This is a genomic window from Caulobacter rhizosphaerae (assembly GCF_010977555.1).
Taxonomy (GTDB): Bacteria; Pseudomonadota; Alphaproteobacteria; order Caulobacterales; family Caulobacteraceae; genus Caulobacter; species Caulobacter rhizosphaerae.
Genome location: NZ_CP048815.1, coordinates 4,768,303 through 4,789,117, shown reverse-complemented (window position 1 = coordinate 4,789,117; position 20,815 = coordinate 4,768,303). Strand labels below are relative to the sequence as shown.

Here is a 20,815-nt window from a genome sequence, read left to right as displayed (position 1 = left end):
GATGCGCGGTTTGCCAAGAGCGGGCTTCCGGCGGGACCGGCGGGGCGGGGTCGCGGTGATCACCGCCATGTCCCTGACGCTGATCCTGGCCCTGGCGGCCCTGGCGGTCGACATGGGCTGGGTCTATCTGCAGAGCCGCCGGCTGCAGGGCGTCGCCGATCTGGCGGCGATCACGGCGGCCAACGACATCGGCCGCGCCCAGGTCGCCGCCCAGGCGACCGTGACGGCCAACGGCGACGGCTGGCGCACGCCGCCGCAGACGACGGTGACGCTGGGACGCTATACGGGCGACGCCGCCGTCCCGGTGAAGGCGCGCTTCCAGGCAACCGCCCAGGATCCCGACGCGGTCAAGGTCTCGGTCGCCAGCGAGGCCGAGCTCTTCTTCGGAGCGGCGCTGCTGGACCGCCCGTCCGTGCCGATCCGCCGCGAGGCCACCGCCGCCCGCGCCGACTTGGCCAGCTTTTCGATCGGCTCGCGCCTGGCCAGTCTGAAGGGCGGCCTGGCCAACGCGCTGCTCGGCGACCTGACCGGCAGCCAGGTCAATCTGTCGGTGATGGACTATGACGCGCTGGCCCAGGCTGACGTCAGTCTGTTCAGCTATCTCGACGCGGTTTCCACCCGGCTGGACCTGAAGGGGCCGACCTACGATCAGGTGCTGCAGGCCGACCTGACGACCGGCAAGGCGCTGCAGGCCCTGGCTGACACGCTGTCGGCCAGCGGAGAGAGTCAGGCCGCTTCGGCGACTCGGACGCTGGCCCTGGCGGCCGGCGACCGCACGCCGGCCCATCTGGACGCCCTGGCGTCGCTGGGACCCTATGGCGGCCAGGACCACGTGTCCGGCGGCTCCGCGGCTACGGTGGCTCTGAGCGCCATGGACCTGGCTCAGGCGCTCCTGCAGGCCGGCGCGGGCGATCGCCAGCTGAAGCTGGACCTCGGCGCCACCGTCCCGGGCCTGGCTGACACAGACGTCTGGCTGGCGATCGGCGAGCCGATGAACAACGCGCCCTACATGACCGTCACCCAGGACAGGACTGTGGTCGTGCGCACCAGCCAGGCGCGGATCTATGTCGACGCCAAGCTGCTCGGATCGGGCCTGTTGGGCGGCCTGGCCCAGGTGCATCTACCCGTGCTGGTCGAACTGGCGTCAGGCGAGGCGCGGCTCAAGGAGATCGACTGCGGGCGCAAGGCCGCCACCCTGGAGGTCAAGCCCAGCATCGGGTCGCTGAAGATCGGCGACATCGACCTGGCGGCGCTGGACGACTTCAAGCGGCCGCTGACCGTCAATCGCGCCAAGCTGGTCAAGGCGCCCCTGTTCGGGGTGAGCGGCAAGTCCGACGTGGCGCTGGGCGGCGCGTCCTGGCAGGCGGTGTCGTTCACCGCCGCCGAGGTGAAGACCGGCGCCGTCAAGACCGTGAAGACCAACGACACCCTGGCCGCGGCGAGCGCCTCGCTGCTGACCAATCTGGACCTGGATGTCGATTTCGTCAGTCTGATCCACCTGGGCCTCGGGGAGGCGACCATTCTGGCGGCGCTGAAACCGCAGCTGGAGGCCGCGACGACGCCGCTGGACGGGGTGATCACCTCCCTGACCGAGCTTCTGGGTCTCGGCGTCGGTGAAGCCGACGTGCGGGTCAACGGCCTCAGATGCGGCGTCGCCGCTCTGGTCGCCTGATGGATGCGATACCGATGATCGGAGCGAAACGATGAGCGCCCTTGACTGGCCCGGCCTTGAATCGCTGGAGTTCGACGCCCCCCAGCGCGCCTTCGGCCGCAAGGGGGACGCACCCGCCCAGCTGCCGGAGAATCCGCTGCTGCACGCCCCGGCGCCGCCGCTCGACATCAGAGCCCGGCTGCACGCGATCTGCGCCCTTTACGCGCACGCCCGCACACCCGCCCAGCGCCTGGCCCTACTGGAACAGCTGGAGGACATGGCCCTGGAGGCCGCCCACCTGCTGGCCGTGGACCTGCTGCGCAATGGCTGGCGGCCGGATTGAGGCTCAGCAGTCCAGGAACTTCACGTCCGAGGCCGCGTAGCGCATGTCGCTGGGGCTGAACAGGCTGGACAGGCCCAGCAGGGCGGAGCGGCCGGGCATGCTGAACACCGGCACCTCGGCCAGATAAGGGCTCATCCGCCCCTTGGTCCTGTAACGGCGGACAAAGGCCTCGCGGTCCAACAAGCCGCCGATGGCCTCCAGCAGGGGGCTGTTGAGAAACACCCCGCCCCGGGCGGCGAAAACCAGGGTCATGTCGCCGGCGAAACCGCCCAGCAGGCCGCTGAAGATCGAGATCGCCTCGCGCGCCTGGGCGTCGCCGGCCCGGGCCAGCTCAATGATAACGTTGTCATTTTCTGGCGCGACAAGGGGATCCCCATCGCCGACCAGGGCGCAGTGGATGTCGCTGAGGCCTTCCTTGGACAGCAGGCGCTCGGCAGAGACCTCGCCGTGGCGGGCGCGGACGGCCGAGAAGATCGGGGCCTCCCGGGCCTCGACCGGACAGAAGTCCATGTGGCCGCCCTCGCTGGGCACGGCCAGCCAGCCCTCGCCGCGCAGCGGAGCCAGGCCCGCCACGCCCAGGCCGATGTCGGGACCGAGCACGGCGATGGCGGCGTTGCGGGCGGCCTTGCCGGGATGGATCACGCTGAGCGCCGCCTCGGCGACCTTGGGGGCTCCCATGGCGCAGGCGGTGAAGTCGTTGACCAGATAGACCCGGGGCGTGCGCAGCACGTGGCGCAGCCAGGTCAGGGACACGGTCAGGCCGGTGCTGGTCAGGGTCACCGCGCCGTCGATCTCCGGACCGGCGGCGGCGACCGCCGCGCCCACCAGCACGTCCGCGTCGAGCTCGGCCAGCACGGACTTGAGGCCGGCCTCCAGCTCCAGCGAAGTGGAGCCGGGCAGGACGCGGTGCTCGCCCGGTGCGTCGCCGGGACGGGCCAGGGCGACGATCAGGTCGCGACCCGTCACATCGGCCAAGAGCGCCACGCCGTGGGTCATCGGGTCATCCCTTTCGCTTCCTCGATCGCCGGTCTTCGCCGGCCGCGGGATCCTTAGCGTCGAGTGGGTTACCGGCTAAATAACCGTGCTCGCCCAAGGTTCCTGCCTTCCAGGGAATAGCCCCGGCCGCGGACATGGTCATCGGCAAATAAACTCTTCCATTGCACCGCCGCTTAACGTCGTCGCGCGTTGTTACGGTTATGTCCAAGTTTGGTTCTGGCGGAGCTCTCGACCGGCGCGCCGGTCCTCGCACTATGATGCAAAACCCCGGGAAGGTGCTGTGCGGCGTCTTCGCGTGGGATTGCATCGTGCGGGATCAGTCGGACACCGGCCTGCGGATCCAGATGCTGTCCAGCGCCACGCCTCCAGGCGGCTTTCAGCTGGTCGACCTGGCCACGGGCTACGCCCACGACGTGCGCGTGATCTGGCAGAAGGACCGCGAACTGGGTCTGAGGATCATCAGGAGCCACGATTTGCGCGGCCTGGCCCCGGCCGCCCTGCAGACGGCCAAGCGTATCTGGCAGGCCGGCCAGGGGCGGGTCTCGGCCAGCTAGCTGTTCCGCAGCGCCGGGGCGATCGGACCCGGACCCGGGCCCATGCGCGGGCTGCTGAGCGTAGAATGCGATCGGGCCCCGGCGAGTGATCGCCGGGGCCCGAACGAACGGGTTACTGGTAGTCTCGTCGCCGGATCAGGCGGCGGCGCTCTCGGCGCGGTGGGCTTCTTCAGCCATCGCGCGGACCAGGTCGAGAACCTGGCGGCGAACCCGGCCGCGACCGATCTTCGGGAACACCTCGGCCAGCTCCAGGCCCTCGGGCGTGGTCAGGAATTCTTGCACGATGCGCTCGGCCTGTTGGCCGATCTCGTCGCCGTCCGAACCATCCATCGGGTCGGCCAGGCCGTCGAAGAAGAACGACACCGGGACCTGCAAGGTCTTGGCGATCTCATAGAGCTTGGACGCGCTGACGCGGTTGGCGCCACGCTCGTACTTCTGCACCTGCTGGAAAGTCAGGCCCAACGAGTCGGCCAGCTGTTCCTGGCTGACGCCCAGCAGCTTGCGACGCATCCGAACACGGCCACCGACGTGGAGATCGACGGGGTTAGGGCGTCGGCCCTCGGTTTCTTCGCTCAAGTTTCGCCTCCAAAGGTTGTCCAGTCACCATGCCACGTCCACGGCGTTCGTGGAACGCTGCGGCGGCGAAGCGCGGCGTTAGGTCGCTGAGGTTTAGCTTGTTAACCCTCAGCTTGCGCTAACGAAACGGACGTACGCGCCCAGATCGCGGCGATTTCCGGGCGAAATTATTTCGGCCACGCTTCAAGTTCCTACGCCGAGTCGCTCCGGGGACGGAGCAGAATCACCGCCTACTCGCGTGCTAAGCGCGTTAACGGTACCAGCTTGCGCGAAGAGAATCGGCCAGGCCTAAGGACCAGCTCGACAGTCTTGCCACCGCGCCCCGTTGGGCGGAACATCGGCCCATGGCCGCGCATGACCGGAACGCCGAAGACAATGAAGGGCGCTACCGCACCTTCGCGGCGTTCTATCCGTTCTACCTGACCGAACACCTCAACCGCACCAGCCGGCGGCTGCACGTGGTCGGCACGACCCTGGTCATCGCGGCTGCGATCTGTGGTTTCCTGATCGATTGGCGGTTCTTCGTCGCCGCGCCGCTGGTGGGCTACGGCTTCGCCTGGCTCGGGCATTTCGTGTTCGAGAAGAACCGCCCGGCCACCTTCAAGTATCCGCTCTACAGCCTGGCGGGCGACTTTCGGTTGTGGTTCGAGGTGGTGACGGGCAAGCGGCCGTTCTGAGATCGGCCGCTTCGTTCGCTTTTGCGATGTTGCGCCGCAACAAGCCCCGGTTCATGATCGTTGGTAATAAGAACGACAGGACGGAAGCGCAGGATGACCTCCAAGCCGTTCCAGCACGCGCCCGATGCGCCCTGGATCTTCCGCACCTACGCGGGACATTCCACGGCCGAGAAATCCAACGCCCTGTACCGGGCCAACCTGGCCAGAGGCCAGACGGGCCTGTCCGTCGCCTTCGACCTGCCCACCCAGACCGGCTATGATGCCGACCATGTCCTGGCGCGGGGCGAGGTCGGCAAGGTCGGCGTGCCGATCGCCCACCTCGGCGACATGCGGACGCTGTTCGACCAGATCCCGCTGGAGCAGTCCAACACCTCGATGACCATCAACGCCCCGGCGGCCTGGCTGCTGGCGCTGTACGTGGCGCTGGCCGACGAGCAGGGCGCCGACCGCAAGCTCTTGCAGGGCACCACCCAGAACGACCTGATCAAGGAGTATCTGAGCCGCGGCACCTATATCTTTCCGCCGGAGCCCAGCCTGAGGCTGATCGGCGACATGATCGCCTGGTGCTACCGCGAGGTTCCCAGGTGGAACCCGATGAACGTCTGCAGCTACCACCTGCAGGAAGCGGGGGCGACGCCGGAGCAGGAACTGGCCTTCGCCCTGGCCACCGCCATCAGCGTGCTCGACACCGTCAAGGCCGGCGGCCAAGTGCCCGAGCAGGACTTCGAGATCGTCGCCTCGCGGATCAGCTTCTTCGTCAACGCCGGCGTGCGGTTCGTCACCGAGCTGTGCAAGATGCGGTCGTTCACGCGGCTTTGGGACCAGATCCTGCTGGAGCGCTACGGCGTTCAGGATCCGAAGGCCCGCCGCTTCCGCTACGGCGTTCAGGTCAACAGCCTGGGCCTGACCGAGCAGCAGCCCGAGAACAACGTCTACCGTATCCTGATCGAGGCCCTGGCCGTCACCCTCAGCAAGGACGCCCGCTGCCGGGCGCTGCAACTGCCGGCCTGGAACGAGGCGCTGGGCCTGCCGCGTCCGTTCGACCAGCAATGGTCGCTGCGCCTGCAGCAGGTTCTGGCCTACGAGACCGACCTGCTGGAATACGAGGACCTGTTCGACGGCAGCCACGTGGTCGAGGCCAAGGTCGCCGAGCTGTCGAAGGGCGCGCTGGCGCAACTGGCCCTGATCGACGGGATGGGCGGGGCCTCCAGCGCCATCGACTACATGAAGGCGCAGCTGGTGGCCTCCAACGCCCAGCGGGTGCGCGCGGTCGAGACCGGTGTTCTGACCGTGGTCGGGGTCAATCGGTGGACCGACAGCGAGGCCTCGCCGCTGGCCGCCGCCGGCAAGGCGATCGAGACGGTCGACCCCCTGCTGGAGGCCGGCGTCGTCGAGCGGCTGAAGGCCTGGCGCGCGGCCCGCGACCCGGTCGCCGCCGAAGCGGCCCTGGTGGACCTGAAGGCCGCGGCCGCCGATGGCCGCAATATTATGGAACCCTCGATTTCCGCCGCCAAGGCCGGGGTCACCACCGGCGAGTGGGCCGGGGCCCTGCGCGCGGTGTTCGGCGAGTATCGCGGCCCCACCGGCGTGGCGGTGGTCGTCTCGACCGGCGAGGCGGAGGATGTCGAGGCGGTGAAGGCCGAGGTCGAACGGGTGTCCCAGGTGCTGGGCCGCACCTTGACCTACCTGGTCGGCAAGCCGGGCCTGGATGGCCACTCCAACGGCGCCGAGCAGATCGCCACCCGGGCCCGGGCCTGCGGCATGCAGGTGATCTATGACGGCATCCGCTCGACGCCGGAAGAGATCGTCCGCCGCGCCAAGGAGGGCCGCGCTCACGTGGTCGGTTTGTCGATCCTGTCGGGCTCGCATCTGGACCTGGTGCAGGACGTCGTCCGCCTGATGCGCGCCGAGGGCCTGGACCATGTCCCGGTGGTGGTCGGCGGCATCATCCCCGACGCCGACGCCCTGATCCTCAAGCAGATGGGCGTGGCGCGGATCTATACGCCCAAGGACTTCAGGATCACGCAGATCATGAGCGACGTGGTGCGGCTGGTGGAAGCGGCGGCGCTGGCGGAAACTTGAGCGGTTGAGACTTCGTGCTACCCTGACGCGCATGAACCCTCTGGCCAAGGTGACCGACGGCGCCGACGCATCCGCGCTCATGCGAGCGGGCGCGTTCAGCTTCTTCCAGGCGGCGCCCTGGATCGCGCTTTATTTCGGGATCCATTTCGTCGGAGGCGGCGGTCTCGTCGCGGTCTTCGCGATCGTCGCCGCCATTCTCGCGAGTTGAGGGCGAAGGCGTCTCTACTCCCGCCCCAGCCGCCAAGCCGCCGCCAGGCCGACAAGCGCTAGTGGCACAAAGGCGCAGAACAGCCACAGCCCGTGCGTCAGGCCGTTGGCGGGCTCGACGCCGTGCGCGAAGCCCAGGGCGTTGGCCAGGGCCCCCGCCGCGGCCGCGCCGGTGGCACCGCCGATCAGCTGGGTGGTGGGCACGGCGGCCGAGGCCAGGGGCTGTTCCTCGGGCGGGGCGCCGCCGATCACGCGCTTGGCCAGGAACGCCCAGCAGACGCCGAAGCCGCTGCCCAGCAGCACCATCGACAAGGTGATCCCGACCAGGCCGCCGTGCACCATCTCATAGGCGCCCCACGCCACACCGGCCGCGATGACCACGGCGCCGACGCGGATGGCCAGGCCCTCGTGCCCGGGCTTCAGCCCGGCGACGACGAACGACAAGGCGGTCCAGCCCGCCGCGATGCCGCCGATCACATAGCCGCTCAGCAGCGGGTCGGCGCCGTGCAGCACCTGGATGAAGGTGGGACCATAGACCGAGAAGCCCACCGTGGCGGCCTCGCAGAAGAAGATCACCGCCAGGCCCAGCCCCGTCGCCGTGGCCAGGTCGCCGGCCGCGCGGGGCAGCAGGCGGTCGCTGGTGCGGGCGTTGACCGCCAGCATGGCGGCCATGGCCAGGGTCCCCAACACCGCGCACAGCGCCGCCGTCAGTCCGCCGGGCACGACGCCCGCGGCGGCGATCAGGGTCACGCCCACCGTCAGCAGGGCCAGCTGCCGCCCGGGGATGCGCCCGTCCTCCGGCGCCTTGGGGGTGGCGGGAACCATGACCAGCACCGCGCCGACGAAGATCACCGCCTGGACCACGAAGAACCAGAAGGCTCCACGCCAGAAGCCGGCCTGCGCGAACAGCCCGCCGCACAGCGGGCCCAGCAAGGTGGCCGCGCCCCAGACCCCGGCGATCGCGCCATAGACGCGCGGCCACAGGCTTTCGGGAAACATGGCGCTGATCGCCACATAGCACAGCGACACGATCGCCCCCGCGCCCAGGCCCTGGACCAGCCGTCCGGCCACGAAGGTCAGGAACTCCGGCGCCAGGGCCCCCATGGCGCAGCCGAGCGCGTAGACCACGCCGGCCAGGGCGGTGGCGCGTCGCAGGCCGAAGCGGATCGACAGCTTGCCCGCGCAGGCCCCCGCCAGGATCGAGCCCAGCAGGAAGGCGGCGATCGACCAGCCGAAATACTGCCAGCCGCCGATCTCGCGCGCGACGCTGGGCATGATCGTCACCGTCACCAGGGTGTCGGCGGCGTTCAGCCAGATGCCCAGGCACAGCAGGGCGAAGCGCGGGGCCAGTTCGGCGTTCAGCAGGCCGCGCCAGCTGTTCGAGGGGGTCATGAGGGTCTCCAGCGCGGCGGTAATGACCGTTCGCGCCCGACAAGCCAAGCCTTGCGGCTGAACTTCGTGGTCGCCCCGCCGTTGGGTGAAGCGTGAAACTGGCGATCCCCGAACCCTCGCCCGACGCCCGGTCGCTGGCCGGCGCGGCCGGGTTCCTGCTGGACCTGCTGCTGGCCGGCCTGCTGGTCTTCGCCCTGGTCGACCGCCTGGCGCCGCCGCAGGACCTGCCGTGGAAGCCGTTCTCGCTGGATCAGCCGATCGGCCTGGCCACGGCCGGCAAGCTGGCGCGGATCGGCGCCGACCCGGCCGCCTGCCGCGCCGCCCTGCGCGAGGGCGGGGTGCGGTTCGTGAAGAGCGAGACGCGCGAGACCGGCTTCTGCTCGACACGAAACACCGTGCGAGCCGTCGGCCGCCTGGCGCCCGCCGCGCCGGTCATGACCTGTCCGCTGGCCCTGGACTACGCCTTGTGGGAGCGCCAGGTGCTGGCTCCGGCGGCGCGGGATATCCTGCACAGCCGGCTGACGCGGGTGGACCACTACGGAACCTATGCCTGCCGCACGATCTACGGCCGGCCCGGCGAGCGGCCCAGCGCCCATGCCCGCGCCGCAGCGCTGGACGTGGCCGGCTTCCGCTTCGCCGACGGGCGACGGGCCACGGTGGCGGCCGACTTCCGCGCCGACAGCGCCGAGGGGCGTTTCGTCCAGGCGGCGCGCCGCGGCGCCTGCCGGGTGTTCGGGACCGTCCTTGGCCCAGACTACAACGCCGCCCACCGCGACCATTTTCACCTGGAAGAGAGCGGCTGGAACAAGTGCTCGTGACGAAGGGATGGGGACAGGCGCATGCGCCTGTCCCCGCTCATGGCTCAGAACGTCTTGGCCACCTCGGCCAGCTGGTCGGCGACGACGCCCCAGCCTTGGTGGAAACCCATCTGCTCGTGGGCCTGGCGGTCCTCGACCGTCCAATGGCGGGCGGTGGCGGTATAGCGGGTCGTGCCGTCGCCCAGGTCCTCGAACTCGATGATCGCCACCATGAACGGCTTTTCCGACGGTACCCAGGCCTCGACGAAGGCGTCGGTGAACACCAGGCGGCGGTTTTCGACCACCTCAAGATAGACCCCGCGATTGGGCATTTCCTGGCCTTCAGGCCCGCGCATGACGATCAGGCTGGCGCCGCCGGGGCGCACGTCGGTCTCGGCGTGCGAAACGGTCCAGGGCTTGGGGCAGAACCACTCGTGCATGCGCTCGGGCGTGGTCCAGCACTTGAACAGCTTGTCGGCCGGGACGTCGATGATCCGGGTCAGGACGAGTTCGCGATCGGCGATGGAAGAGGGGGTGGTCATGGCGTTTGTCTCCAGGGTTTCGGTTGGTTGCCCCGAGGACGGCCCCATGGGCGTCGATCCGACATCGCCGGAGAAATTTTGTCGGCGCGGACGCCGCGTCGGCGAAAGTCTCGCCGCCAGGGATCAGGCTTGGCCCGTCCCTCGCCGATGGGAGCAGGATTCCGCCGCCGGACCGCACTTGGCGCGCTGGAGGGCGGCGTCGACATGGCGGACGAGGACGCCGGGACGCAGCTCGGTGTTCGCGCTGGTCGCCACGCCGACCGCCGCCCCGCCGATCCTGAGCGCCAAGTCATCGATCTCGAACGGTGCTTCCAGGGCGCGGACCAGCCGCTGGGCGGGATATCTGGCGGCCTTGGCGCAATCGAGGCGGGGCATTACGACCGCGAACTCGTCGCCGCCCAGGCGCGCGACCATCTCGTCCTCCCGCGCGACCGATCGCAGACGTTCGGCGACCATGCGCAGCAGCCGATCGCCGACCGCGCGGCCATGGGTCTCGTTGATCGGCGTGAACCGCTTCAGGTCAATGAGCAGCAGGCCGGTGACCTCGTCGCCGGTCTTGCGCGTCTGCAGGGACTGGCCCAGGAATTCCAGCATCCGATCGCGATTGGCCAGGCCGGTCAGCGGGTCTCGCGTCTCCATCTGGGCAAGGCGCTGCTCGGCGGCTTGCCGCCGAGCCGACTCGGTGCGCAGTTCGAAGGCCTTGAGGATCGCGAGCCCGGCCAGGACGACGACCGCCAGCAGCGAGACCGCGGCGTCAATTCGCCAGCCCGCGAGATCGCGGCTGAAGGCTCTCTCGACCATTCCGAACTCGATGCAGACCTCGAGGGTTAGAAAACTGGCGCAGATCAGGACGCTCGCGGCCTGAAGGCGATTAAAGAAATCGTTCTTATCTAAAGTCCTTGTCATGGCGATCATTTACCATTGTCGCGAAAGCGCGACGGTGTGGATAATGAATATCCGTCTGTATTCAACATTACATGGCGTATCGGCAGCGACTAGTATGGTGCAGCAATAGGTCGCAGAGCGCGTTTCGGGCCTTGTCGACGAGCGGCGCGCAGCTTGACGTGCGCGTGTGGCGACAGCACTGTGTCGAAAATTCAAACAAATGTTTTAGGAGCGCGCCATGACCCCCCTCTTCGACCTCGCCGGCAAGGTGGCGATCATCACGGGCAGCTCGCGCGGCATCGGCAAGGCCATCGCCCAGCGCCTGGCCGAGCACGGCGCCAAGGTGGTGATCTCCTCGCGCAAGGCCGGGCCCTGCGACGAGGTGGCGGCCGAGATCAACACCCGGCATGGCGAAGGGACAGCGATCGCGGTCCCGGCCAACATCGCCTCCAAGGACGACCTGCAGCGCCTGGTCGACGAGACGCGGCGGGCGTTCGGCAAGGTCGACATCTGCGTCTGCAACGCCGCGTCCAACCCCTATTATGGCCCGCTGTCCGGCATCGCCGACGACCAGTTCCGCAAGATCCTGGACAACAACATCATCAGCAATCACTGGCTGATCGGCATGGTCGCGCCGGAGATGCGCGCGCGGAAGGACGGCGCGATCATCATCGTCAGCTCGATCGGCGGCCTGCGCGGCAACGCCGTCATCGGGGCCTACAACATCTCCAAGGCCGCCGACTTCCAGCTGGCCCGCAACCTGGCCCACGAGTTCGGCCCCGACAACGTGCGGGTCAACTGCATCGCGCCGGGCCTGATCAAGACCGACTTCGCCAAGGCGCTGTGGGACGATCCCGAGACCCTGGAGCGCTCGACCCGGGGCGTGCCGCTGCGCCGGATCGGCGAGCCGGACGAACTGGCCGGGGCGGCGGTCTACCTGGCTTCGAAGGCGGGCAGCTTCATGACCGGACAGGCCCTGGTGGTGGACGGCGGCGCCACCATCTAGACGGTGGCGCGGAGTCGGCTTCACGACTTAAAACGGGGAATATCATTCCCCCGCGCCGCTTTTTTGCGACGCAACGTCGCGCCGGGCCGATCTTAACTTTGAATACAGGCCCTTTCTCGTAGCGTACCGATGTTCACCGGGAAACCACGGCTTGCGGCGCTACGTCCTGTTCCTCGCGGCGATCGCAACCCTGTTGGCGGGCCCCTGCGGCCCGGCCCTCGCTCGGTCGCCGCAGTCGGCCAAGCTGGACGCGCTCTATCGCGAGATCCGGCGCGACGAGATCCAGCCGCCGGCGCGCGAGAACGACGACATCGAGCGGGTCGGGCGCCGGGCGCTCAGGCAGCACGGCGACAAGCGTCTCTACGGCCTGTGGTCGGTGCTCTATGCCTACAAGAGCAACCAGGTCCAGCCGCAGTTCGATGAGTGGTCCCACCGCGTGCGCCGCTTGGCCGAGGAAGACCACGACGCCGAACTGGCGACGCTGGTGGACCTGCTGCAGATGGCTTACCGCCATGAGTCCGGCGGCTTTCGCACCTTCACCGAGGCCGACTGGACCCGGTTTCTGGACCGTTCGGGGCCGAATATCCGGTTGATGGCCGCGGTCGAGCGCATCCGCAGCCTGGGCCGATCGGGGCAGTGGGCCGACGCCTCGCGCCTGGCCGCCGAGGCCACGGGCCAGCTGGAGCGCCGCGGCGCCATCGCCCGGCCCCTGCTGGCCGAGACGCACCAGGTGCACTCCTACACCCTGTCCTACATCGGCGATAAGGAAGGCGCGCTGGACCATATGAGCCAGGCGGCCCGCCTGGACGAGGGCAACGCCTTCTACATGCGCAAGGTCGAGCGCATGTACGACATCGCCTACACCGCCGCCGAGGTGGGCGAGCTGGACGCCGCCGAGCACTTCGCCGGCGTGCACCACAACATGACCCAGGCCGCCGGCGACCCGGACCTCAAGACCTGGGACCGCTATCTGTGCGCCCGCATCGCCAGCGACCGGCACGCCCCGGGCCGGGTGCTGCGCTGCCTGGCCGACGGCGACTTCGAGATCGCCCATCCGACCAATCGCCTGACCGGCCTCAGCCTGCGCCTGCGCGCCCAGGCCCGCGCCGAGCTGGGCGACGCGGCCGCCGCCAGGACTGACCTGGAAGCGCTGCGCGCCGTGCCGGTCGACAGGCTGGAGCGCGATCCCCAGGCCGAGCTGTTGCTCAGCGCCTATATCGCCCTGGCCGAACATCGCGGCGAGGAGGCCTTCCGCCTGCTGGACCAGTGGCGTCGGCAAGATCACGAGAAGACCCAGGCCGCCCTGTCGCGCAACGGCGCCCAGATGGCTTCGGCCCTGGAGACCGAACTGAAGTCCAAGCGCGACGAAAGCAAGCGCCTGACCGCCGAGGTCGAGCTGAACCGCCGTCTGGCCCACGCCTCGATCGTCATCGCCATGCTGCTGGGCGTGCTGGTGCTGGGCGGGGTGGCCTGGGGCGTCTATCTGCGCCGGGCTTCCGAGCGGCTGAAGGAGGCTCGCGGCCGGGCCGAGACGGCCAACGAGGCCAAGTCCGCTTTCCTGGCGGTGATGAGTCACGAGCTGCGCACGCCGCTGAACGGCATGCTGGGCATGGCCCAGGCCTTGCGGACCGAGAGCCTCGACGCCCGCCAGCGCGAGCAGGTCGAGCTGATGATCGACAGTGGCGACACCCTGCTGGTGCTGCTCAACGACATCCTGGACCTGTCGAAGATCGAGGCCGGCAAGCTGGAGATCTCCCCTACGGCCGGCGACCTAGTCGGGGTCTGCGCCCGCCTGGTCGGCGGCTATCAGCCCACGGCCCGCGAGAAAGGGGTCGAGCTGGTCTTCACCGTGGCCGGCGAGCCGCCGCCGATGCTGCTGTTTGACGCCGTGCGCGTGCGCCAGTGCCTGGCCAACCTGCTGTCCAACGCCCTGAAGTTCACGGTGGTGGGCCGCGTCGACGTGACCCTGGCCTGGCGGCCCGACCCGCAGACCGGGCGCACGGCGGTGAGCCTGACGGTGCGGGACACCGGCATCGGCATGAGCCCAGCCACCCTGTCCAAGCTGTTCGGCGCCTTCACCCAGGCCGACGCCTCGACCACCCGCACCTTCGGCGGCACGGGCCTGGGCCTGAACATCACCCGCCGCCTGGCCGAGCTGATGGACGGCGAGATCGTCGTTGACAGCCGCGAGGGGCGGGGCTCGGTTTTCACGCTCGGCTTCCAGGTCGACGTCGCCTCCAGCTCGGCGATGGACGGCGCGGCCCCGGCCTTCGGCGCCGCCAACGAGGATGAACCCACGCGCTCGCCCCTGCAGGGCCGCCGCGTGCTGGTCGTCGACGACCACCCGGTCAACCGTCGGGTCATCAAGCTGTTCCTGGCCCCGTTCGACTGCGACCTGGTCGAGGTCGAGAACGGTCGCGAGGCCCTGGACGCGCTCGAGGCCGAGATCTTCGATCTGGTGCTGATGGACGTCAACATGCCAGTGATGGACGGGCTGGAGGCCACCCGCCGCCTGCGCCGCGATCCGCGCTGGGCCGGCCTGCCGGTCATCGCCCTGACCGCCGACGTCATGCGCACCCAGATCGACACCTGCCTCGAGGCCGGCATGGACGCTCATATCGCCAAGCCGATCGACCTGCGTGACCTGCTGTCGGTGCTGGTCCAGGTGCTGGACAAGCGCGGCGCCGCATCCGCGGACAGGGCCGAGGTGGAAGCGACGATCTAGCTGGCGGCGGGCAGCTCGGCGGCGTCGGTGATGCCGAACAGCGTCCGCATCTGATGGCGCTGGTCCAGCAGGTCTTCCAGCGTGTACTTGTCGAGCACGGCGATGAAGGCGGCCGTCGCCTCGTTCAGCGCGCGGGGCAGGGTGCAGGCCGGGGCGATCACGCAGGCCGTGCAGTCCACCAGCTTGAAGCCGTCCTCGGTCTGGCGCACCACCTGGCCGACGACGATCTGGTCGGCGGGGCGCGCCAGGGCTATGCCGCCGCCCCGGCCGCGCACGGTGCGCACGAAGCCGGCCTTGCCCAGGTCCTGCACCACCTTCATCAGGTGGTTCTGCGAAATCCTGTAGAGCGCGGCGATCTCGCCGATCGAGGCCAGGCCGTCGTCGCCGCGCGCGGCCAGGTGCAGCAGCACCCGCATCGCGTAATCGGTGTAGCGCGTCAGGCGCATCGGCGCTCCGGGCGTCGCCCCTAAGGGCGACTACGTAAAACTGGTATTCTCATTGCATGTTTTAGGGCGGACTTATAGATGCATTTTCTACGCATCAATTAGGCCTTCGCCATGGACCCGAGCCAAGCCGCCGAGATCGAAGCCGCCCTGCCGGCCCTGCTGGACCGGTTCTATGCCCGGGTGCGGGCCGACGCCGCGCTGGGGCCGGTGTTCAACGACGCGGTGGAGGACTGGGACCGGCACCTGGCCACCCTCGCCGACTTCTGGTCGTCGGTGATGCTGACCACCGGCCGCTACAAGGGCGATCCGATGCAGGCCCACATGCGGCACGGCCATCGCATCCCTTCGGAGATGTTCGGCCGCTGGCTGGCGCTGTGGAACCAGACGACCGCCGAAATGATGTCGCCCGAGGTCGCCGCGGCCATGCAGGCCAAGGCCGCCCGCATCGCCCAGAGCCTGGACCTGGCCATCCACTTTCGCCTGCCCAAGGCGGAGCCCTCCCGACCCGCGGCGTCCCAGCGACGCCCGAACCGATCAAACCCAGACCTCGATCGAACCAGACAAGGAGTAAGACAATGGCGGCTGCGCTGAGCGCGGAAACGATCGCGCGCGTCAAGGCCACGGTTCCGGCCCTGGCCGAACACGGCGAGGCGATCACCCTGGCGATGTACGCCCGGCTGTTCCAGGACGCGCATATCAAGGCGCTGTTCAACCACGCCAACCAGAGCAGCGGCGCCCAGCCCAAGGCCCTGGCCGGCGCGGTGCTGGCCTACGCCCAGAACATCGACAATCTGGGCGTCGTGCTGCCGGTGGTCGAGCGCATCGCCCAGAAGCATGTCGGCTACCATATCCTGGCCGAGCACTATCCGTTCGTGGCCGAGGCCCTGCTGGGCGCGATCAAGGCGGTGCTGGGCGAGGCGGCGACCGACGAGATCCTGGCCGCCTGGGGCGAGGCCTACTGGTTCCTGGCCGACATCCTGATCGACCGCGAGGCGGCGATCCGCGCCGGGATCGAGGCCGCCGACGGCGGCTGGACCGGCTGGCGCGACTTCGTGGTCGCCGAGAAGGTCCGCGAGAGCGCGGTGATCACCTCGTTCGTGCTGCGTCCCCGGGATGGCGGCCGGGTGATCACGCACAAGCCGGGCCAGTATCTGACCTTCCGCTTCGACCTGCCGGGCGCGCCGGGTGAAAAGCGCAACTATTCGATCTCCGCCGGTCCGAACGGCGAAAGCTACCGCATCTCGGTCAAGCGCGAGGACCTGGGCGCGGCCTCGCGGTTCCTGCACGACCAGATCCAGATCGGCGACGTGCTTTCCGCCACCCCGCCGGCCGGCGACTTCTTCCTGGCCGACCAGCCCGCCCGGCCGGTGGTGCTGCTCAGCGGCGGCGTCGGCCTGACGCCGATGGTCAGCATGCTTGAGCACATCGCCCAGGCCCATCCGGAACTGGAGGCCCACTTCGTGCATGGCGCGCTGAACAGCGATGTCCACGCGCTGGACGGCCATGTCCGCAGCCTGGCCAAGGACCACGGCGGCGTCACGGTCACCACCTTCTACAGCGCGCCGCTGGCGGGCGACCAAGCGGGCCGGACGCACGACGTCGACGGCTTCATCTCGATCGACTGGCTGAAAGCCAACACGCCGTTCGCTCAGGCCGATTTCTACCTGTGTGGCCCGACGCTGTTCTTGAAGGTCTTCGTCCAGGGTCTGGCCGCCGCGGGCGTGCCGGCTGACCGCATCCACTACGAGGTGTTTGGCCCGACGGCGGAGGCGATCGCGGCCTAAGGGCGGTCGAGCCGACAAGATCCTCCCCCACTGGGGGAGGGTCTAGGCGGTGCGATCTTCTACCCCCGCGCCCTCGCCAGCCGCGCCACGCCCTCGTCCAGCGTCTCGTCCGCCTTGGCGAAGCACAGGCGCAGGATGTGGCGCACAGGATCCTCGGCATAGAAGGCCGAGACGGGAATGCTGGCCACGCCGTGATCGCGCACCGCGCGCAGGGCGAAGGTCCGGTCGTCCTCGTCGACCCCCGAGGCCGCAAGGTCGACATTGAGGAAATAGGTGCCGCGGCTATCGAGCACCATGAAACCCGCCGCGCGCAGGCCCGCCGCCAGCCGGTCGCGCGAGCGCTGCAGTCCGGCGGGCATGGTCTCGAACCAGTCGCCGGGCTGCTCCAGTCCGTAGGCCACCGCCTCCTGCAGGTTGGGCGGGGTGGTGAAGGTCAGGAACTGGTGGGCGCCGGCCAGGGCCCGGGTCAGGACGGGAGCGGCGCACAGGAAGCCGACCTTCCACCCTGTCATACCGAAAAGTTTGCCGGCTGAGCCGATCTTGACGGTGCGCTCGCGCATGCCCGGATAGCCGATCAGCGGTCGATGTTTTCGGCCATCGAACACCACGGCTTCCCACACCTCGTCGCAGACGGCGATGACGTCATGCTTCACGCAGAACTCGGCCAGCAAGGTCAGGTCCTCGTCGGGGGTGACCACGCCGGCCGGGTTCAGGGGCGTGTTCAGCACCACCATCCGAGTCCGGTCGCTGAACGCGGCCTCCAGCATGGCCCGGTCGAACCGCCAGTGCGGCGGCGCCAGGCGCACCAGCTTGGGCACGCCGCCGGCCCGCTTCACCATCGGCAGGTAGGCGTCGTACAGCGGCTGGAACAGCACCACCTCGTCGCCAGGCGAGATCAGGCTGAGGAAGGCCGCCGCCAGGGCCTCGGTCGCGCCGGAGGTGACGACGATCTCGCCTTCCCAGTTCAGGTCCAGGCCCTGGGTGCGCGCGTAGTGCGCCGCCGCGGCCTGGCGCAGGGCGGGCAGGCCGCGCATCGGCGGATACTGGTTCGTGCCGCTGATCAGCGCCTCGCCGGCCTTGCGGCGCAAGGCCATCGGTCCGGCGTCGTCGGGGAAGCCCTGGCCCAGGTTGATCGCCCCGGTCTGGCGCGCCAGGCCGCTCATCTCCTCGAAGATGGTGGTGGGCAGGTCGGCATAGACCGGATGAACCATGGCGTGTGCGCTCCTCGAGGCCTTGCCTAGCATGGGTTGCGCGATCGCGGATTTCTTCAAGTCCTATCGCTGGGCTTGGCCTAGGTTCGGGAACGGATGCAGCGAAAGCCCTAGCTGAACCGTTGGAGCCAAAGCCCGTTCTGTCCGCTCCTTTCGGCGAGTTGCGTGGCGGAAAGGAATGGATCATGGAGCCGAACGCCCTTTGACCGACAGCGCCGTCCCCGCTCCGCCGCCTTCGCCGCCCTGGACGTGGTCGCACGGGCTGGCCTACGGCGCGGTGTCGATGCTGCTGGGCCTGACCCAGGGGCTGGGCGCCAACCTGATCAACAACAACCTGCCCTGGATCCAGGGCTCGCTCGGCGCCTACACCAACGAGTCGGCCTGGCTGTCGATCGCCTACACCGCCGCCAACGCCACGATCGGCCTGCTGGCGGTCAAGTTCCGTTTCCAGTACGGGCTGCGGCTGTTCGCCGACATCGGCCTGGGGCTGTTCATCGTGGTCGGCCTGGCCCACCTGCTGAGCAACGACCTGCGCTCGGCCATCGCCGTGCGGGCCGCGGCCGGCATGGCGGCGTCGGCTCTGTCGACCCTGACCCTGCTCTACATGGTCGAGGCCGCGCCGCCGGAGCGGCGGATCGTCGGCATCGCCCTGGGCATCGGCTGGGCCCAGCTGGCCCTGCCGCTGTCGCGGCTGGTGTCGTCCGACCTGCTCGACACCGGCCAGTGGCACGGGCTGTACCTGGCCGAGATCGGGCTCAGCATCGTCTGCCTGTCGGCCGTCAACCTGCTGCGCCTGCCGCCGATCCCGCGCGTGCAGATGTTCGAGTGGCGCGACTTTCTGACATTCGCCCTGTTCGCGCCGGGGATCGCCCTGCTGTGCGTGGTGCTGGGGCAGGGGCGCTATGCGTGGTGGTTCGACACGGCCTGGATCGGCTGGTGCCTGGTGGCGGCCATCGTGCTGCTGGTCGCCTCGGCCCTGGTCGAGCTGCATCGCAAGAAGCCGCTGATCCACCTGCGCTGGCTGACCAGCGCCGATCTGCTGCGCCTGCTGGTCATCATCCTGCTGTTCCGCGTCGTGCTGTCCGAGCAGGGGGTGGGCGCGTTCGGCCTGCTGCAGACCCTGGGCATGAACAACGACCAGATGGCCGGACTGTCGTGGGTGATGTTCTTCGCCACCCTGGCCGGCATGGTCATCGTCGCCTTCACGATCAATCCCGAGCACGTCAGCACCCCGGCCCTGATCGCCCTGCTGATGGTCGCCGTCGCCGCCTGGCTGGACAGCCGATCGACCAGCCTGACCCGCCCCGAGCAGATGTATCTGAGCCAGGGGATGATGGCCTTCGCCGGCGCCCTGTTCCTGCCCGCCGCCCTGCTGGCCGGGTTCCCACGCGCCATCCGGATGGGCCAGGAGTACATCGTCAGCTTCATCGTGCTGTTCTCGACCGGACAGGTGATCGGGGCCCTGGGCGGCTCGGCCTTCCTCGGCACGCTGATGACCATCCGCGAGCGGGTGCATTCCGACGCCATCGTCAGCCGGCTGAGCCTGACCGATCCGCAGGTGGCCCTGCGCGTCAGGCAACTGTCCGGTTCGTACGCCGGGGTGCTGACCGATCCGAGCTTGCGGAGCGGCGAGGGCGGGGCCCTGCTGGCCCAGCAGGCGACGCGCGAGGCCACGGTGCTGGCCTATGACGACGTGTTCGCCACGGTGGCCGTGATGGCGCTGATGGTCTTCGCCTACCTGTTGTTCCTGCGCGTCCGGAGCGACCTGCGCCAGCGGCGCGCGGCCCGCCTGACGCCCGTGGAGGCCGCCTGATGTCCGATTCCCAAGCCCCGCAGCCCGTTCCGCCTCCGCCCAAGCGCCTGTGGTCTCGGGCGGCCGTTCCGGTGATCGTCGCCGGGATCGGCGGCGTGCTGCTGGTGCTGTACGCCTGGAAGCTGCCGCCGTTCACGGGCGCGGTGCAGAGCACCGAGAACGCCTATGTCCGCGGCTATGTCACCCTGCTGGCCCCCAAGGTCGATGGCTATGTGACGGCCGTGGCGGTCAAGGACTTCCAGCCCGTGAAGGCCGGTCAGGCGCTGGTCCAGATCGACGACCGCATCTATCGCCAGAGGCTGGCCCAGGCCGAAGCCAGCGTGCAGTCGGCCCAGGCGGCGCTCGACGCCAACCTCCAGGCCCAGACCAGCAACGCCGCCCAGATCCGCCTCGCCGAGGCCCAGGCCAGCAGCAGCCAGGCCGCCCTGGCCAAGGCCGAGGTCGACATCCGTCGGGCCGAGCCGCTGCTGGCCCAGGGCTGGCTGGCCCCCAGCCAGCGCGACGTGCTGCGGGTGGCCCAGCGCCAGGCCACGGCCAGCGTCGCCCAGGCCCAGGCCAACATCGACATCGCCCGCCAGGCCCTGGCCACGACCAAGGTCAACCGCGAGGGGCTGGAGGCGACGCTCGCCAACGCCCGCGCCGCCGTCGAGCTGGCCCGCATCGACCTGGCCAACACCACCATCCGCGCGCCCGAGGACGGGGCGGTGGGCGAGGTCGGGGTCAAGCTGGGCCAGTACGTCGCCGTGGGGACCCAGCTGATGGGCATCGTGCCGCGCCAGACCTGGGTGACCGCCAATTTCAAGGAAACCCAGACGGCCCGCATCCGCGTCGGCCAGCCGGCGGTGGTCCAGGTCGACGGGCTGGGCGGGCTGAAGCTGCGCGGCCATGTCGAGCGGCTGGGCCCGGCCACCGGCTCGGAGTTCGCGGTGATCAAGCCCGACAACGCCACGGGCAATTTCACCAAGGTGGTCCAGCGCCTGCCGACCCGCATCGCCCTGGATCCCGGCCAGGACGCCGTCGCCCGCCTGCGTCCGGGGATGAGCGTGGTGGCCCGGGTCGACACCGCGCGCTAGCAACCAACCGCGTTCTCGGGCATTTTCCCTAACAACCTTGGCTGTCAGGAAACAA

20 protein-coding genes are annotated in these 20,815 nt (G+C 69.2%); 13 read left to right on the top strand and 7 right to left on the bottom strand.

The window, feature by feature from the left end:
• Position 1 precedes the first annotated feature (1 nt).
• Together G3M57_RS21800 and G3M57_RS21795 are read left to right on the top strand one after the other, a co-directional pair.
• Positions 2-1,672, top strand: a complete 1,671-nt coding sequence (locus G3M57_RS21800; protein WP_269141757.1) for a pilus assembly protein TadG-related protein — start codon at positions 2-4, stop codon at positions 1,670-1,672.
• Positions 1,673-1,703: 31 nt separating this feature from the next.
• A complete protein-coding gene (locus G3M57_RS21795; RefSeq protein WP_056753116.1) occupies positions 1,704-1,994 on the top strand; it encodes a hypothetical protein in 291 nt (96 codons plus the stop codon).
• A 3-nt stretch (positions 1,995-1,997) separates the two neighbouring features.
• On the opposite strand, the gene G3M57_RS21790 is transcribed toward G3M57_RS21795, so the two are convergent.
• Positions 1,998-2,990, bottom strand: a complete 993-nt coding sequence (locus tag G3M57_RS21790; RefSeq protein ID WP_163232979.1) for a glucokinase — start codon at positions 2,988-2,990, stop codon at positions 1,998-2,000.
• Between the two features lie 308 nt (positions 2,991-3,298).
• Here G3M57_RS21790 and G3M57_RS21785 point away from each other — a divergent pair, with 308 nt between their 5' ends.
• Positions 3,299-3,544 carry a PilZ domain-containing protein gene (locus G3M57_RS21785; RefSeq protein ID WP_235525783.1) on the top strand — a complete coding sequence of 82 codons (246 nt, stop codon included), beginning with the start codon at positions 3,299-3,301 and terminating at the stop codon, positions 3,542-3,544.
• 135 nt (positions 3,545-3,679) lie between these two features.
• Here G3M57_RS21785 and G3M57_RS21780 read toward each other — a convergent pair whose 3' ends face one another.
• Positions 3,680-4,120, bottom strand: coding sequence for a helix-turn-helix domain-containing protein (locus G3M57_RS21780; RefSeq protein WP_056753111.1), 441 nt, complete (start codon positions 4,118-4,120; stop codon positions 3,680-3,682).
• Positions 4,121-4,464: 344 nt separating this feature from the next.
• Between G3M57_RS21780 and G3M57_RS21775 the strand changes: the two genes are divergently transcribed.
• The 3 genes from G3M57_RS21775 (at position 4,465) to G3M57_RS21765 (ending at position 7,087) form a co-directional block, all read left to right on the top strand.
• On the top strand, positions 4,465-4,797 hold the full coding sequence (locus G3M57_RS21775) for an Mpo1-like protein (RefSeq protein ID WP_056753110.1): 333 nt from the start codon (positions 4,465-4,467) through the stop codon (positions 4,795-4,797).
• 93 nt (positions 4,798-4,890) lie between these two features.
• A complete protein-coding gene (locus tag G3M57_RS21770; protein WP_163232977.1) occupies positions 4,891-6,879 on the top strand; it encodes a protein meaA in 1,989 nt (662 codons plus the stop codon).
• Positions 6,880-6,910: 31 nt separating this feature from the next.
• Positions 6,911-7,087, top strand: a complete 177-nt coding sequence (locus G3M57_RS21765) for a hypothetical protein (protein WP_163232975.1) — start codon at positions 6,911-6,913, stop codon at positions 7,085-7,087.
• 14 nt (positions 7,088-7,101) lie between these two features.
• Here G3M57_RS21765 and G3M57_RS21760 read toward each other — a convergent pair whose 3' ends face one another.
• Positions 7,102-8,478 (bottom strand): MFS transporter, encoded by a 1,377-nt coding sequence (locus G3M57_RS21760; RefSeq protein WP_163232973.1) that lies wholly within the window; start codon positions 8,476-8,478, stop codon positions 7,102-7,104.
• A 92-nt stretch (positions 8,479-8,570) separates the two neighbouring features.
• Here G3M57_RS21760 and G3M57_RS21755 point away from each other — a divergent pair, with 92 nt between their 5' ends.
• Positions 8,571-9,296, top strand: coding sequence for an extensin-like domain-containing protein (locus G3M57_RS21755; protein WP_230983947.1), 726 nt, complete (start codon positions 8,571-8,573; stop codon positions 9,294-9,296).
• A 44-nt stretch (positions 9,297-9,340) separates the two neighbouring features.
• Here G3M57_RS21755 and G3M57_RS21750 read toward each other — a convergent pair whose 3' ends face one another.
• Entirely contained in the window at positions 9,341-9,817 is a 477-nt protein-coding gene (locus G3M57_RS21750) for an SRPBCC family protein (protein WP_056753099.1), read from the bottom strand.
• A 123-nt stretch (positions 9,818-9,940) separates the two neighbouring features.
• Positions 9,941-10,618, bottom strand: a complete 678-nt coding sequence (locus G3M57_RS21745; protein ID WP_163232971.1) for a GGDEF domain-containing protein — start codon at positions 10,616-10,618, stop codon at positions 9,941-9,943.
• A gap of 322 nt (positions 10,619-10,940) precedes the next feature.
• Here G3M57_RS21745 and G3M57_RS21740 point away from each other — a divergent pair, with 322 nt between their 5' ends.
• Both G3M57_RS21740 and G3M57_RS21735 read left to right on the top strand, forming a co-directional pair.
• On the top strand, positions 10,941-11,708 hold the full coding sequence (locus G3M57_RS21740; RefSeq protein ID WP_163232969.1) for an SDR family oxidoreductase: 768 nt from the start codon (positions 10,941-10,943) through the stop codon (positions 11,706-11,708).
• A 151-nt stretch (positions 11,709-11,859) separates the two neighbouring features.
• Positions 11,860-14,433, top strand: coding sequence for a response regulator (locus G3M57_RS21735; protein WP_163232967.1), 2,574 nt, complete (start codon positions 11,860-11,862; stop codon positions 14,431-14,433).
• Here G3M57_RS21735 and G3M57_RS21730 read toward each other — a convergent pair.
• The gene (locus G3M57_RS21730) at positions 14,430-14,879 is read right to left on the bottom strand and encodes an RrF2 family transcriptional regulator (RefSeq protein ID WP_163232965.1); all 450 of its coding nucleotides are present in this window, start codon (positions 14,877-14,879) and stop codon (positions 14,430-14,432) included. The two genes, G3M57_RS21735 and G3M57_RS21730, sit on opposite strands and share 4 nt — an antisense overlap.
• A gap of 111 nt (positions 14,880-14,990) precedes the next feature.
• Between G3M57_RS21730 and G3M57_RS21725 the strand changes: the two genes are divergently transcribed.
• Complete coding sequence (locus G3M57_RS21725; protein WP_230983946.1) at positions 14,991-15,470, top strand: group III truncated hemoglobin; 480 nt, start codon at positions 14,991-14,993, stop codon at positions 15,468-15,470.
• Positions 15,455-16,663 (top strand): NO-inducible flavohemoprotein, encoded by a 1,209-nt coding sequence (gene hmpA / locus G3M57_RS21720; RefSeq protein WP_163232963.1) that lies wholly within the window; start codon positions 15,455-15,457, stop codon positions 16,661-16,663. The genes G3M57_RS21725 and hmpA overlap by 16 nt, the downstream gene beginning before the upstream one ends.
• Positions 16,664-16,722: 59 nt before the next feature.
• Here hmpA and G3M57_RS21715 read toward each other — a convergent pair whose 3' ends face one another.
• Positions 16,723-17,874, bottom strand: coding sequence for an aminotransferase (locus tag G3M57_RS21715; protein ID WP_163232961.1), 1,152 nt, complete (start codon positions 17,872-17,874; stop codon positions 16,723-16,725).
• A gap of 202 nt (positions 17,875-18,076) precedes the next feature.
• Here G3M57_RS21715 and G3M57_RS21710 point away from each other — a divergent pair, with 202 nt between their 5' ends.
• The gene (locus tag G3M57_RS21710; protein WP_082564490.1) at positions 18,077-19,687 is read left to right on the top strand and encodes an efflux MFS transporter permease; all 1,611 of its coding nucleotides are present in this window, start codon (positions 18,077-18,079) and stop codon (positions 19,685-19,687) included.
• Positions 19,687-20,760 (top strand): HlyD family secretion protein, encoded by a 1,074-nt coding sequence (locus G3M57_RS21705; RefSeq protein WP_163232959.1) that lies wholly within the window; start codon positions 19,687-19,689, stop codon positions 20,758-20,760. Before G3M57_RS21710 ends, G3M57_RS21705 begins: the two co-directional genes overlap by 1 nt.
• Positions 20,761-20,815 lie beyond the last annotated feature (55 nt).